A 12,636-nucleotide genomic window follows, 5' to 3' on the forward strand; every position below is an offset into this window, starting at 1 on the left:
CCGTTCGTGCGTCTGGGCTCAGTCGATGATGCTCAGTCGATGATGCTCAGTCGGTGGTGACCGCCGGCGCGGGGCCGCTCACGACGGTCTCGTCCACCGCCGAGCTGCCCGAGCCGAGCCGGGACTGCTCGTCCTTGACCCACATGCGGGTCAGGCCACCGAAGTGCCCCTCGAACTTGTCCCACTCGTGCTTCGGGTAGGTCGTCTGGATGGTCTCGCTGAGCAGGCTGCGGAAGTCGTCGGAGTCGACCCACTCCAGCACCATCTCGTCGATGTGCGGCAGCGCCGCGTCGCAGAACTCGCGGTAGCGGTCGGTGTCGAAGTGCGCGTCGGCGAGCCCCTGGTAGGCGGACAGCTTGCCGCCGTAGTCGAGGTCGGCGTCGTCGGCCACGCTGAACCACGGGTCGGTGTCGACCTGGGTGCGCGCCTTGCGTCCCGTGGCCACGCAGAACACCGACCACTTGATCAGGGCCTTCATCGCCCAGGGGAAGTAGTAGTGCAGGGAGGTGACGGCCACGTCGGGGCAGGCGTTGGCGTAGTCGATCGGGTAGACCACGCCGTCCTTGACGAGCATCTCGCAGGAGTTGAACTCCCAGCGGAAGAACGCGTTGACGGTCTGCGCGATGGTGACCGCCTCGGTCCCGACGCCCTCGGACAGGAAGCCGTGCTGCACGGCATACCGGTTGTGCATCGGCTCGTCCGGCTGGAACTTCATCACCATCGTCTCGGGCCCGATGGTCAGCGCCCGCGCGAACACCTCGAAGTCCTTCACCGAGGCCTGCAGGTGCATGAGCATCTCGCCGGAGTCGTCGTAGGCACTGTGCAGGTCGTCGACGTTCTTGACCTGGGACACCCCGCGCCAGCCGCCACCGTCGAACGGCTTCATGAACAGCGGGTAGCCGATCTCCTCGGCGATCTGGTCGAGGTCGAAGGACTTGTTGTAGCGCTCGGCGGTGTAGGCCCACCGGACGTTGTCGATCGGGTTCTTGTAGGGCACCAGGACGGTCTCGGGGACGTGCATGCCCAGGCGCAGCAGCGCGCAGTACGCGGAGTGCTTCTCCATGGACTGGAAGGTGAACGGGCTGTTGAGCAGGTAGACGTCGTCCATCAGCGCGACCTTCTTGAGCCACTCGCGCGGGTGGTAGTACCAGTAGGCCAACCGGTCGATGACCAGGTCGTGTCGTGGTTTGTCGCGCAGGTTGAACGGCTCGATGGTCACGCGCTCGGTGTTGACCTGGTGGCTCGCGCCGTCGGGTCCGGTCAGGACGCCGAGCCTGCCCGCGAGGGTCTCGAACGCGCGCGGCCAGTCACCCTCCGCGCCCAGCAACAGTCCGATGAGGTGTTCCTGAGTCTTCGCCATGCGACCCATCCTGTCGGCTCAGCAGTCCGGCCGCGACCCCTCAGGGCCCGCTCGCTGCCCAGAGGCGTCAGAACAGGGCGCTCATCAGCGCGGTCCGCGCCTTGCGCACGCGCTCGTCGTGCGAGCCGACCACGGCGAACAGCTGCAGCAGGTGGTTCCGGGCCGCTTCGCGCTCGTCACCGGAGGTCGCTCGCACGAGGTCGATGAGGCGCAGGAAGGCGTCCTCCACGTGCCCACCGAGCACGTCGAGGTCGGCGACGAGTCCCTGTGCAGCGACGTCCGTGGGGCGGTCCGCCGCGGCAGCGCGGGCCTGCTGCAGGTCGGCACCTTCGGTGCGCTGCATCAGGCCCACCTGGGCCAGGCCCAGCTCGGCGTCGGAGTCCGTCGGGTTCTGCTTGAGCGCCTGCTGGTATGCCGCGGCGGCAGCGTCGAGGTCGCCGCGCTCGATGGCGTCGTAGGCCTCCTGGTGCAGGGGCGGGAGCTGCTCCTCGACCGCCTCACCGTCGGCCGCCGGCGCGGCGGCGGCGATCTCCACCCGGCCGGTCACGCCGTGTTGCACGGCCAGCGCGAGGAACTCGTCGAGCACCGGCCGCAGCGCCGACTCCGGCTGGAGGCCGGCGAACATCGGGACCGGCTGGCCCTGGATCAGCCCCATCGTCATCGGGACGCTCTGCACCTGGAAGGCGCGCAGGAGCGTGGGGTTCTGCTCGACGTCGATGCTGACGACCTGGAAGCGGCCTTCGTAGGTCCCGGCGACCGCCACCACGGTGTCGAGGTAGTCGCGCGACTCAGGGATCTGGGCGGCCCACAGGACGAGCAGCATCGGCACGCCCACCGAGGCGTTCGCGATCTCCTGGAAGGTGGCGTCGCTGCCCTCCACGACGACCCCGCTGCGGCCGGGGATCCCGGCGGACGACGGTCCCGCGGCGGCACCCGGGGCAGCAGGAGCCGAGCCGCCCGCTGGGCCGGCCGGCTGGCCTCCCGACGGGGGCTGGTTGCGCAGGGCGGTCAGGTCAACGGCGCCACGCAGGCCACCGGAGGTCAACGGCTGGTCACTCATGGCGGTGATTCTCCCTCACGAGCCCTTGGCCGAGAACAGCACCTCGTCCGCGGCGACCACGCTGGCCTTGCCCTCGGCGGGCACGGTGAGGACGACGGTCTCGTAGGTCCGCAGCGTGGCGCTCTTCGTGAGCGTCTTCTTGCGCACCAGCCGCTGGAAGTCGGTGCTCGGCGTGAGCGACTTCCCGCCCTTGCCCAGGGTGATCGTGTCGGTGCGCTCGACCAGCCCGAAGACCAGCGCTCCCCCGCCCCGCAGCGCGATGGCGACGGTGCTCTGCGGCTCCACGGTGTGGACCTGCTTGAGGGAGGCGAGCTTCCCGAACGCCTTGGCCTGCTCCGCCGCGTGGGCGCGGACGGCCGCGGAGAACGGGTCCGCGGGGTCGATGTCCTTGGCAGCGGCGGGCTTCGGGTAGGCGAGGCTCGCGGCATACTCCGTCATCAGCGCCGCGGGCGGCACGGGGAGGGTGCTGCCCGTGGTCACCACTGGCGACCCGGCGTTGAGCGAGTCGAGGGCGGCGACGCTCGCCCCCGGTTGCATGGGTGCGGCAACGCTGAGCCGGAACGGCGTCCTGGCGTCCGGCGAGACGAGCAGGTTGAGCACGGCTCCGCCGTCGGCGGTCGCGGTCTGCACCAGGATGAGCCGCGGCCAGGCCGTGCCGCGGGAGACCGCGAGGACCTTCGGGGGCTCGGTGCGGGTCAGCGGGGTCGGGGCGGCGGCCGCACCGGACTCGAGCCGGCTCGCAGCGTTGGCGACGGCGAGCGCGCTGCCGGTGAGCGCCTCGGTGCGCAGCTTCTGGGCATCGGCGGGCTTGGCCGCCGCGGCCTCGGCCGCCTTCGCGAGGACCCGGGCAGCGATGGCCTGGGCCGTGTCGGGGGAGATCGGTGCGGTGGTCGTCACCTGGGCGGGGGCGTCGTGCACCCCGGCCAAGCCGGTGCCGACACCGCACCCGGCGAGGGCGAGGCTGAGGGCGGCCACGGCGGCCAGCTGGGTGGTGCGGCGGCTCATGCGGTCACCTCCGGGGTCGGTGCGTCGGTGGTCGTGGGGGTCTCGGCCTGCTTCGCCGAGTCGGCCTGCTTCGCCGAGTCGGCCTGCTTCGCCGAGTCGGCCTGCTTCGGCGCGTCGGCCTGCTTCGGTGGCGCGTCGGTCTGGCGCCGGCGCCGAGGTCGGGTCTGCCAGAGGGTGGCCACCCCGGTGACCGCCGCGAGCAGTCCGACCAGCGTCACGAGCAGCGCCTGGAAGAACCACGTGCGTCGCTCGACCGTGACGGTCAGGGCGGTCAGGTCGACGGGGCTGCCGTCCGGTGCAGCGATGACGATGGACTCCGGGGCGCCGGTCTGCTCGACGCTGAGGTGCACCCGGCCCTGTCCGGTCGCGGTCTGGCGCCAGACGTCTGCACCGGCGAGGTCGGGGGCTGGCCCGGCCCCGGCCCGCGATGCGACGAGGCTCCAGTCCCGGAGGTGGGCACCGGTGACCGACGTGTGGTCGGCGCCACCCACGATCGCGTCGGCGTCGGCGGGGGTGGTCCGCCCCATCCAGATCGTCGTTCCGGGCGCGGCGACCGCCGTCACGGTGGCTGGTGCGTCGACCCGGTTGAGCACGGACGGCTCCACGACGACCAGGGCCCCGTGGGCAGGGGTGCTGTGCAGCGTGGCGCTGCCGGACGAACCGAGGTGCACGGTGAACCAGGCACCGAGGGACACGAGGACGAGTCCGATCACCGTCAGCGCCGCGGACAGCACGCGCTTGGCGACCATCGACACAGTAGAAATCCTTACGTGAGCGGGCCGGCCAACGGGGGTTCCCCGCAGCCGGCATTCACACCACCATGGCTCAGTCTCCCCCACGACGACAAATCCCCGACCCCATCCGCACCCCCCCGCAACACGGCGTGGTTCACCGGTTCGGTGGCATGATCACGCGTGATGACCACACGCCCACGGCAGGACCGAAGTCGCCGCCCGGGACGCCCCCGTGAGGAGGCCACCGAGCAGGCGATCACCGCAGCAGCACGTCAGGTGCTCGCGGACAAGGGCGTGGCCCGGATGTCCATGGAGCACGTCGCCGCCAAGGCGGGTGTGGCGAAGAGCACGCTCTACCGGCGCTGGCCGTCGAAGATCGAGCTCGCGGTGCACGCGGTCGCCGCCACCTTCGACGAGATCGAGATCGAGGACCACGGTTCGCTGGAGGCCGACATGCGTGCGGGTATCGGCGAGGCGGCCCGCCTGCTGCGCGACCCCTCCACCGGCGGTGCGTATGCCGCGTTGCTGGCCGAGTCGGCCCGGGACCCCGACGGCGTCGGCCAGCGCGTCCGCGCGTCGCTGTCGACGCGCCTGCACGCGCTGGTCGCGCTCTCGGTCGAACGCGCCATCGAGCGGGGGGAGATCCGCCGCGACATGATCGACGTCGACCTGCTCGCGGACGTGGTGGTCGGGTCGGTGATGCACCGGGCGCTGGCCACCGGCGAGCCCGACGCGGCGTTCGTCGACGGGCTCATCGCCCTGCTGGCCGATGTCGCCTACGCCCGACTCCGCCGCGAGCAGCGTGAGGTCGGCGAGGCCGGCTAGCGCTGCTGACAGCGCCGGCCGGCCACGCGGCATACCTCTGGTCTCTAGAAGCGGGCGGGCTCGCGGTAGACGCCCCACTCGTCGCGCAGCGCGTCGCAGATCTCGCCCAGCGTGGCCTCGGCGCGGACCGCGTCGAGCATGGCGGGCACCATGTTGTCGTCGGTGCGGGCGACCTCGACCATGTGCCGCACGGCGGCGCGCACGGCGTCCTCGTCGCGGTCAGTCTTGCGGGTCTTGAGGGTGGCTACCTGCTCGCGCTCGACCTCGTGGCTGACCCGCAGGATCTCCAGCTCGTGGGTCACGGAGGCGGTGTGGCAGTTGACGCCGACGACCTTCTTGTCACCCTTCTCCAGCGACACCTGGTACTGGAAGGCCGCCTCGGCGATCTCTGACATGAACCAGCCGTCCTCGATGCCGCGGAGGATGCCGGAGGTCATCGGGCCGACGGCGTGGTCGACACCGCCCTCGGAGTTGAGCGGCTTGCCGAGCTCGCCCATCGCCCTGATCTTGTCGAAGATCGCCTCGGCCTCGGCCTCGATCTTGTCGGTGAGCGCCTCGACGTAGTAGCTGCCACCGAGCGGGTCGGCGACGTTGACGACGCCGGTCTCCTCCATGATCACCTGCTGGGTGCGCAGCGCGATCTCGGCCGCCTGCTCGCTGGGGAGGGCCAGCGTCTCGTCGAGGGCGTTGGTGTGCAACGAGTTCGTGCCGCCGAGCACCGCCGCGAGCGCCTCTACGGCGGTGCGGACGACGTTGTTGTACGGCTGCTGCGCGGTGAGCGAGACCCCGGCCGTCTGGGTGTGGAACCGCAGCCACTGGGCCTTGTCGGTCTTGGCGCCGTAGACGTCGCGGAGCCAGCGCGCCCAGATCCGGCGGGCGGCGCGGAACTTGGCGATCTCCTCGAAGAAGTCGAGGTGGCTGTCGAAGAAGAACGACAGGCCGGGCGCGAAGGTCTCGATGTCGAGACCGCGGGACAGCCCGAGCTCGACGTAGCCGAAGCCGTCGGCGAGGGTGAACGCGAGCTCCTGCGCGGCCGTCGAGCCGGCCTCGCGGATGTGGTAGCCGGAGACCGACAGCGGCTTGTAGGCCGGGATGTTCTCGGCGCAGTACTCCATCAGGTCGCCGATCAGGCGCAGGTGCGGCTCGGGGGCGAACAGCCACTCCTTCTGCGCGATGTACTCCTTGAAGATGTCGGTCTGCAGCGTCCCGTTGAGGACCCCGAGGTCGACGCCCTGGCGCTCGGCGGCGACGAGGTACATGCAGAACACCGGGACGGCCGGGCCACTGATCGTCATCGACGTGGTGATGTCCTCGAGCGGCAGCCCGTCGAAGAGCACCTCCATGTCCTTGGCCGAGTCGATCGCCACCCCGCAGTGACCGACCTCGCCGAGGCTCATCGGGTCGTCGGAGTCGCGGCCCATCAGCGTGGGCATGTCGAACGCGACCGAGAGGCCGCCGCCGCCGCGCTCGAGGATCATCTTGTAGCGCTCGTTGGTCTGCACCGCGTTGCCGAAGCCGGCGAACTGGCGGATCGTCCAGGTGCGGCCGCGGTAGCCGGTCGGGTAGAGACCACGGGTGAAGGGGTACTCCCCCGGCCACCCGATCCGCTCGGGCACCTCGGAGCCGTCGGCCGGCCCGTAGACCGGCTCGACCTCCATCTGCGACAGCGTGGTGAAGTCGGCGTCCCGCACCTGTCCCTTGGCCTGGGCCGCGTCGTAGCGGGCCTGCCAGCGGGCGGCGCCGTCGCTCGTCGCGGGGGTGGTGGGTGCGGGGTTCTCGGCCATGCGCGCCAATTTACTAGGACGTCCTAGTAAATGTCCAAGCCGCCCGCCGTCGACACGGCTGCCTCACCTTTATCGGGTCTAGGGACAAAGGTCTGCTTCACCCCGAAACCGTTCCGGGGTGAGGCCGCTGTTTGTCCCATGACCCGATAAAGGTGTGACAGGTGAGGTATGCCGCGGGGCTGGGTCAGGCGTCGAAGTCGCTGGCCCCGAGCCGCACCTTGCGCAGCAGGTCGAAGAGCTGCTCGTGCTCGGCGGCGGAGAGCATCCCCAGGCCGAACTTGCGCTGTACGAGGTCGGCGGTGGCGGCCTCCATCGCGTCGCGACCCGCAGGCGTGATGATCGCCAGGGTGCCGCGCCCGTCGTCGGGGTTGGGGACCCGCTCGACGAAACCCTGGGCGTCGAGCCGCTGGACGATGTTCGTGGCGCTCGTGGGGTGCACCATCAGGCGCTGCCCGATCTTGCTCATGCCGAGCCGGCCGTCCCGGCTGAACGCGAGGAGCACCAGCGCCTCGTAGCGGGCGAAGGTGAGGCCGTGTCGCCCGACGATCGCGTCGTAGTCGGTGATCAGCAGCTGCTGGACCCGCATGATCGATGTCGCGCTGGCCATCGCCAAGGGCTGCGAGGTGCGCCCCCACCGGCGGGTCCACAGCTGCGCCGCACGCGTGATGGGGTCGAACGGCAGGCGGATCGGCTTCGGCACGCGCAGCAGGCTAGCCCTGGGGGGTGCGGACCGTCTCGAGCTGTCCATCATCGAGACGGATCTCGCCGTCGGCCTCCTCGGCGGCCTCGGGGTCGTGCGTCGCCATGATGACGATGGCGCCGCGGCGTGCCTCGGCCCGCAGGAGGGCGAGGACCCGCTCGCGGTTGTCGTGGTCGAGCTCGGAGGTGGGCTCGTCGGCGAGCAGGACGTGGCCGCGCAGGGCCAGGCCGCGGGCGACCGCGACCCGCTGCTGCTGGCCGCCGCTCAGCTCCTCGGCCAGGTGGCTGCCCGACTCGTGCAGACCCACCGACTCCAGGGCGGACTGCGCCCGGCGCTGGGCGTGGTCCGGCCGCACCCCGCGGGCCAGCAGGGGCAGGGCGACGTTCTCCTGGGCGGAGAGCAGGACGGCCAAGGCGCTGCCCTGCGGGATCACCTCGATCCCCAGCCGGGCCGCCTGCGCGCGGTCGCGCACGTCGTCGTCGCCGAGGCGCACCACGCCGTCGAACCCGACGGCGCCACCGATGGCCCACAGCAGCGACGACTTGCCGGCGCCGCTGTGGCCGGTGACGGCGATGAACTCACCCGGGTAGGCATCGAAGGTCGCCTCGGACACCGCGACCGTGGAGCCGTAGCGGACGGTCACGCCATCGACGCGCAGCGGCGGCGACTCAACGTCCTCGAGCAGCTCCGGGCCGTCGGCCCACCTGGTCCGGTCACCCACCGGTCTCACCCCTCCCCTGCGGGATCAGCGTCCACACGCCATCGACCTCCGCGACCCGCACCAGCGCACCGGGCGGGAACGCATCCACCGCCGCAGGCGGGAGGGGAAGGGACCCGTCGGCCGACACCACGGCATACGCCTCGCCGGACCGGCCCTCACCACCGACGCGGCCGTCGCGGATGGTGACGGTGCGCGGCAGGCGCGCGGCCACCTCGGGGTCGTGGGTGACGACGACGACGGTGGTCCCCCACTCCCGGTTGACCCGGTGCAGGGTGTCGAGCACGAGGTCCCGCGACGAGTGGTGCAGCTGGGAAGTGGGTTCGTCGCCGAGCAGGAGACCCGGCCGGCTGGCCAGGGCGACCGCGAGCGCCGCGAGCTGGAGCTGCCCCGGCGGCAGCGAGTCGAGGGGCGCGGTGGCCGCGTGGTCGAGCCCCACGAGCTCCATCACCTCTCCGGGAGGCGGCACCTCGCGGCCGGCCCGGCGGGCGGACCGCTGCGCGAACTCGACGTTCTGGCGGGCGGTCAGGTAGGGCAACAGGTTGCGCGCGGCGCCCTGGAGGACCAGTCCCACCTCGGCGGCCCGGAACCGGTCGAGATCGGCCTCGGTCATCGTCGAGAGCTCGTGCTCACCCACCAGCACCCGCCCTGCGCTCGGTCGCATGAGGCCGCCGAACAAGGTGAGCAGGGTCGACTTGCCGGCGCCGGACGGACCGAGCAGGCCGACCACCTCACCGGGGTGGACGGTGAGGTCGACCCCGGACAGGGCGGCCACGTCGTGGCCCTCGGCGCGGTAGATGTGGACCAGGCCACGGGTGCTCACCCGCAGCCCGCCGGCGCGCGTCGTCGCCGTCACGCGGCTGTCGGTGCTCACAGTGACTCCCTGATCCGGCGCAAGGTGATCCGTCGGCCCGCACCGACCGCGGCAAGCCAGCCGACGGCGACGAGCACGAGGGCGGCACCGACGGCCGAGCCGACGATGGCCAGGGCGTCCGGCGCCAGCTCCAGCGCGGGCACCGGGTCGGCGGCGCTGTCGAACAGGGGCACCAGCGGCATGGCCACCCACGAGCTGACCGCCCCGCAGACGACGCCGACGACCGTGCCGACGAGGACCAGCACGACCTGCTCGCGCACGAGCGACCGACGCAGCTCCTTGAGCGGCACGCCCGACATGTGGAGCGCGGCGAGGTCACGGGCCACCACGCGCCATCCGGTCACGGTCATGACCAGGACGACGAGGGCGGCCAGCAGCACACCCATCCCGCCGGTGAAGACGGCCAGGCGCAGCCCCCACGCGGAGGCCGACTCGTCGAGGCGGTCCTTGGCGGCGGCCGTGCTGTGCCGGGCGAGCACCCCGACGCCCTGGGCCTGCAGCTGCGTGGCCACGGAGTCGGCCTCGGCCGGGTCGGCGACCCACACCGAGAGGGTGCCGGCGTCGGGGAGGCGACCGCCGAGGCGGGCGAGCGTCTCATAGTCCACGAGGACGCCCTGGCTGCCCAGCACGGGAAGGGTGTCGACGGTCTGCTGCGCCGCCGCGACCATCGGCGCACCGTTGAGGCCGATGGCGTCGAACCCCTGTGCAGTGCCGCCCGGCGGCACCGGTCCGGCGAGCAGCCCGGGCACGACAGCCGGCACATCGGCGTGTGACAGCGCGACCGCGAACCCGGTGCTGTTCAGCTCGAGCGCCAGCGTGTCGGCCCCCGCGGGCACTTGCTCGAGCTTGTCGCTGGTGCTGGTCGGCGGGGCGACGAAGGGGTTCCACTGGTTCGGGGCGGAGATGCCGAGCGACTTCCCGTCGATGCCGAGCCCGGTGATGCTCAGCGTGCCGCTCACCTGGCTGACCTGCTCGTCGGTCTTCCGGAACTCCAGGCCGTCGAGCCGGCAACCGTCGGGGCAGAGGAGGAGCCCGTTGAGCTCGGCAGATCCCTTGCCGCGCAACGGGATCTGCGCGATGAGCCTGGTCAGTCGCTGGCCGGTAGGACTGGTCACCGAGACCCGCAGCTCGTTCGGCTCCTCGGAGCCGGGGCCGATCGTGGGCGACACCGGGGCGCCGGACTGCCCGGCAGGTCGAGGCGTCGAGTCGTCCCCGGGAATGGTGAGGTCCCACGCAAGCCGGCCGGTCACCCTGCTGCCGGAGAGCTGCACGGGCGCGATGTCGGGAGGGGCGAGCGCCCCGAGCCGGTAGGGCTCACCGGGAGGAGCGAAGGAGGTCTCCTCGAAGTCCTTCGTGACGACCGCCATCGTGGCGGTCGAGCTCCGGTCGGCCTGCCGCACGATCGCGACGGGGCTGGCCAGCGTGCCGGTCGGGTCGATGGCGCGGACGGTGGCGAGCAGGCTGGTCGGGTTGCGGCTGTCGGTGTCGATCACCGCCGGGGCACCGGTCTGGACCTCTGCCCGGGCCTGCCAGTTGCGGTCACCCACGACGAGGGCGTTCGCCGCGAAGACGGTGAGGGCCACCGCGACGCTGACCACCGTGACGACCTTGCGCAAGGTGGGTCGGCGCTCCAGCCCGAAGGCGGTGAGGGCCGGCCCGATCCGCCCGCGGCGCAGGTTCGCGCGTCCGCTGGCCCCGGCGACCGGGACCGCCAGCCGCGAGGCGACCAGCCCGGCAGCCAGGGCGACGAGGGTGGGGGTGACGAGCGCGAGCGGGCCTTCGAGCGAACCGGTCGCGAGCCCGATCAGGCCGAACACCGCGAGCGCCACGGCCAGGATGTCGACGATCCCGAAGGCCCGCGCGCGTTCCCTCGACACTCGGCGCAGGAGCGCCGACACGGTGAGCCGCTGGACCGGCCGCGCGGCCAGCCAGATGGCCACTGCACACACGACGGCCGAGGCAGCCAGCGCGACCACGGAGTACCAGGGCACCTCGAAGGGAACACCGTCAGGGAGGAGGAACCACCGCACCAGCGTCGTCAGCAGCAGCGCGAGGGCGAAGCCGATCGGCAGGCCGATCGCCACGGTCGCGGCCAGCTCACCCATGACGATGCGCCCGGCACCCTCACGGCTGCGGCCGCGGAGCCTGGCCAGCGCCACCTCGGGTCTACGCTGTTCCACGGCCGCCTGCGCGACCAGCAGCAGGATGGCGGCGGCGAGCAGACCGAGCTGGGCCATCAGCAACGGCACGATGACCCGCAGCTGGTGCTGGCCGACCCTGATGCCGTCGATGATCGTCGGCAGCTGGGTCTCGACGAGCGCGCCGTCGATGCCCTCGCCGGCCGACCGGTCGCCGCCCTTGGCCGCGAGCACGTCCGAGATCTGCTGCAGGTTGCCGAGCGTGAACAGGTCGCGCTTGAGGGGGAACGTCAGGGTCGCCTGCGCCACGCTCCAGTCGCGGGTGAAGGTGGCCTCGGTGGTGACGAAGTCGTCGATGCCCGGCACCTGCTCCAGGCCCACGGTGATGAGCGTGCCCGACTTGCCGTCGAGCTGGGTGCGTTGCCAGTACGCAGCGTCGGGGACGACCTCGTAGGCCCCGACGACCTTCAGGGTCGCCGTGGGTCGCTCGGTCTGGCTGATGCTCGGCACCGGCGTCGTGAGCTTGGTGCCGACCGGCCACTGCCAGGCCGCCAGGTCCTTGGCCGACACGAGGATCTCCCCCGGAACGCGCGGGCACGTCCCCGTGGTGATCTTCAGGTGCTGGCACACCTGGTCGCGAGCGACGAGGTCACCCGGCGACGGCTTCAGCCCGGCTCGCGGCACGATGTTGATCGAGTCGGCCAGCTGCCCGACCGGGGCGCCGTAGAGGACGCGCACCGACCCCGGCACGTTGCCGCTGAGAGCGGAGGGCCCGAACACCGGGTTGGCCGTGCCGCGGCCGGCGCGCACCACGAGCGCGGTGTCGGCGACGCTGGCCGAGCTGATGCTGGAGCGCAGCAGCGACTGCTCGAGGGCCCGCTGGTAGAGCGGTGCGAAGACGGCGCAGGTGGCGACCAGCGCGGCGAGCAGGACGAGCACGACCGCCTGGGCCCGGCGATATCTGATCGCAGCCCACATGCCGTCAGTGCCTCCGTGTGTCCGGCGGAAGAAACCCCCACGGGCCGTCCCGTACCCGCTCGACCCTAAGGCGGATTCGTCCGGGAGCGGGCCACATTCCGGCAACGATTCACGGTCCCGGACCTACGACGGCGCAGGTGTTGCGGCGGGCTACTCCTGCGCGTCGATGGCCGCCTCGAGGCGGTCGAGCTTGGCGGTGAGCTCACCGGCATACCCGTCGCGGATGTCCGCCTTGAGGACGAGGCTGACGCGCGGACCGTACCGGGCCACGGCGTCGACGGCGCCCTTCACGACGGCCATCACCTCGTCCCACTCCCCCTCGACCTCGGTGAACATCGACGAGGTGCGGTGTGGCAGCCCCGACTCGCGCACGACGGTGACGGCGGCGGCGACCGCCTCACTCACCGAACCGGTGGAGTCGGCGGGCATGGACGGGGCGACGGAGAAGGCGACGAGCATG

General features: G+C 71.9%; 11 protein-coding genes. 1 reads left to right on the top strand and 10 read right to left on the bottom strand.

Annotation, left to right across the window (positions count from 1 at the left end; genetic code table 11):
* Positions 1-46: 46 nt before the first annotated feature.
* From ASG91_RS11320 to ASG91_RS11335, 4 genes are all read right to left on the bottom strand, one after another.
* Positions 47-1,360 (bottom strand): RimK family alpha-L-glutamate ligase, encoded by a 1,314-nt coding sequence (locus tag ASG91_RS11320; protein WP_056922765.1) that lies wholly within the window; start codon positions 1,358-1,360, stop codon positions 47-49.
* A gap of 67 nt (positions 1,361-1,427) precedes the next feature.
* Positions 1,428-2,420, bottom strand: a complete 993-nt coding sequence (locus ASG91_RS11325) for a tetratricopeptide repeat protein (protein ID WP_056922766.1) — start codon at positions 2,418-2,420, stop codon at positions 1,428-1,430.
* A gap of 15 nt (positions 2,421-2,435) precedes the next feature.
* On the bottom strand, positions 2,436-3,425 hold the full coding sequence (locus ASG91_RS11330) for a hypothetical protein (RefSeq protein WP_056922767.1): 990 nt from the start codon (positions 3,423-3,425) through the stop codon (positions 2,436-2,438).
* Positions 3,422-4,180, bottom strand: a complete 759-nt coding sequence (locus ASG91_RS11335) for a hypothetical protein (RefSeq protein WP_056922768.1) — start codon at positions 4,178-4,180, stop codon at positions 3,422-3,424. Before ASG91_RS11335 ends, ASG91_RS11330 begins: the two co-directional genes overlap by 4 nt.
* Positions 4,181-4,342: 162 nt before the next feature.
* Between ASG91_RS11335 and ASG91_RS11340 the strand changes: the two genes are divergently transcribed.
* Positions 4,343-4,984 carry a TetR/AcrR family transcriptional regulator gene (locus tag ASG91_RS11340; RefSeq protein ID WP_157606309.1) on the top strand — a complete coding sequence of 214 codons (642 nt, stop codon included), beginning with the start codon at positions 4,343-4,345 and terminating at the stop codon, positions 4,982-4,984.
* A 44-nt stretch (positions 4,985-5,028) separates the two neighbouring features.
* Here the strand turns inward: ASG91_RS11340 and ASG91_RS11345 are convergent, their stop codons facing one another.
* The 6 genes from ASG91_RS11345 to ASG91_RS11370 form a co-directional block, all read right to left on the bottom strand.
* Complete coding sequence (locus ASG91_RS11345; RefSeq protein WP_056922770.1) at positions 5,029-6,768, bottom strand: methylmalonyl-CoA mutase; 1,740 nt, start codon at positions 6,766-6,768, stop codon at positions 5,029-5,031.
* A gap of 184 nt (positions 6,769-6,952) precedes the next feature.
* The gene (locus tag ASG91_RS11350) at positions 6,953-7,468 is read right to left on the bottom strand and encodes a MarR family winged helix-turn-helix transcriptional regulator (protein ID WP_056922771.1); all 516 of its coding nucleotides are present in this window, start codon (positions 7,466-7,468) and stop codon (positions 6,953-6,955) included.
* Between the two features lie 10 nt (positions 7,469-7,478).
* Positions 7,479-8,189 carry an ABC transporter ATP-binding protein gene (locus ASG91_RS11355; RefSeq protein ID WP_235545571.1) on the bottom strand — a complete coding sequence of 237 codons (711 nt, stop codon included), beginning with the start codon at positions 8,187-8,189 and terminating at the stop codon, positions 7,479-7,481.
* Positions 8,182-9,060 carry an ABC transporter ATP-binding protein gene (locus tag ASG91_RS11360; protein ID WP_235545572.1) on the bottom strand — a complete coding sequence of 293 codons (879 nt, stop codon included), beginning with the start codon at positions 9,058-9,060 and terminating at the stop codon, positions 8,182-8,184. The genes ASG91_RS11355 and ASG91_RS11360 overlap by 8 nt, the downstream gene beginning before the upstream one ends.
* A complete protein-coding gene (locus ASG91_RS11365) occupies positions 9,057-11,297 on the bottom strand; it encodes an FtsX-like permease family protein (RefSeq protein WP_371262051.1) in 2,241 nt (746 codons plus the stop codon). The genes ASG91_RS11360 and ASG91_RS11365 overlap by 4 nt, the downstream gene beginning before the upstream one ends.
* A 1,029-nt stretch (positions 11,298-12,326) precedes the next feature.
* The gene (locus tag ASG91_RS11370; RefSeq protein WP_056922773.1) at positions 12,327-12,635 is read right to left on the bottom strand and encodes a thiamine-binding protein; all 309 of its coding nucleotides are present in this window, start codon (positions 12,633-12,635) and stop codon (positions 12,327-12,329) included.
* Between the last annotated feature and the right edge of the window lies 1 nt (position 12,636).

Source organism: Phycicoccus sp. Soil802, assembly GCF_001429605.1.
In the GTDB taxonomy this organism is placed as follows: domain Bacteria; phylum Actinomycetota; class Actinomycetes; order Actinomycetales; family Dermatophilaceae; genus Pedococcus.

Excerpts from the sequence above, each read along its gene's own strand:
- ASG91_RS11370 (WP_056922773.1), bottom strand. The coding sequence starts at position 12,635 with ATGCTCGTCGCCTTCTCCGTCGCCCCGTCCATGCCCGCCGACTCCACC.
- ASG91_RS11330 (WP_056922767.1), bottom strand. The coding sequence starts at position 3,425 with ATGAGCCGCCGCACCACCCAGCTGGCCGCCGTGGCCGCCCTCAGCCTC.
- ASG91_RS11365 (WP_371262051.1), bottom strand. The coding sequence starts at position 11,297 with ATGGCCCAGCTCGGTCTGCTCGCCGCCGCCATCCTGCTGCTGGTCGCG.
- ASG91_RS11320 (WP_056922765.1), bottom strand. The coding sequence starts at position 1,360 with ATGGCGAAGACTCAGGAACACCTCATCGGACTGTTGCTGGGCGCGGAG.
- ASG91_RS11345 (WP_056922770.1), bottom strand. The coding sequence starts at position 6,768 with ATGGCCGAGAACCCCGCACCCACCACCCCCGCGACGAGCGACGGCGCC.
- ASG91_RS11340 (WP_157606309.1), top strand. The coding sequence starts at position 4,343 with ATGACCACACGCCCACGGCAGGACCGAAGTCGCCGCCCGGGACGCCCC.
- ASG91_RS11325 (WP_056922766.1), bottom strand. The coding sequence starts at position 2,420 with ATGAGTGACCAGCCGTTGACCTCCGGTGGCCTGCGTGGCGCCGTTGAC.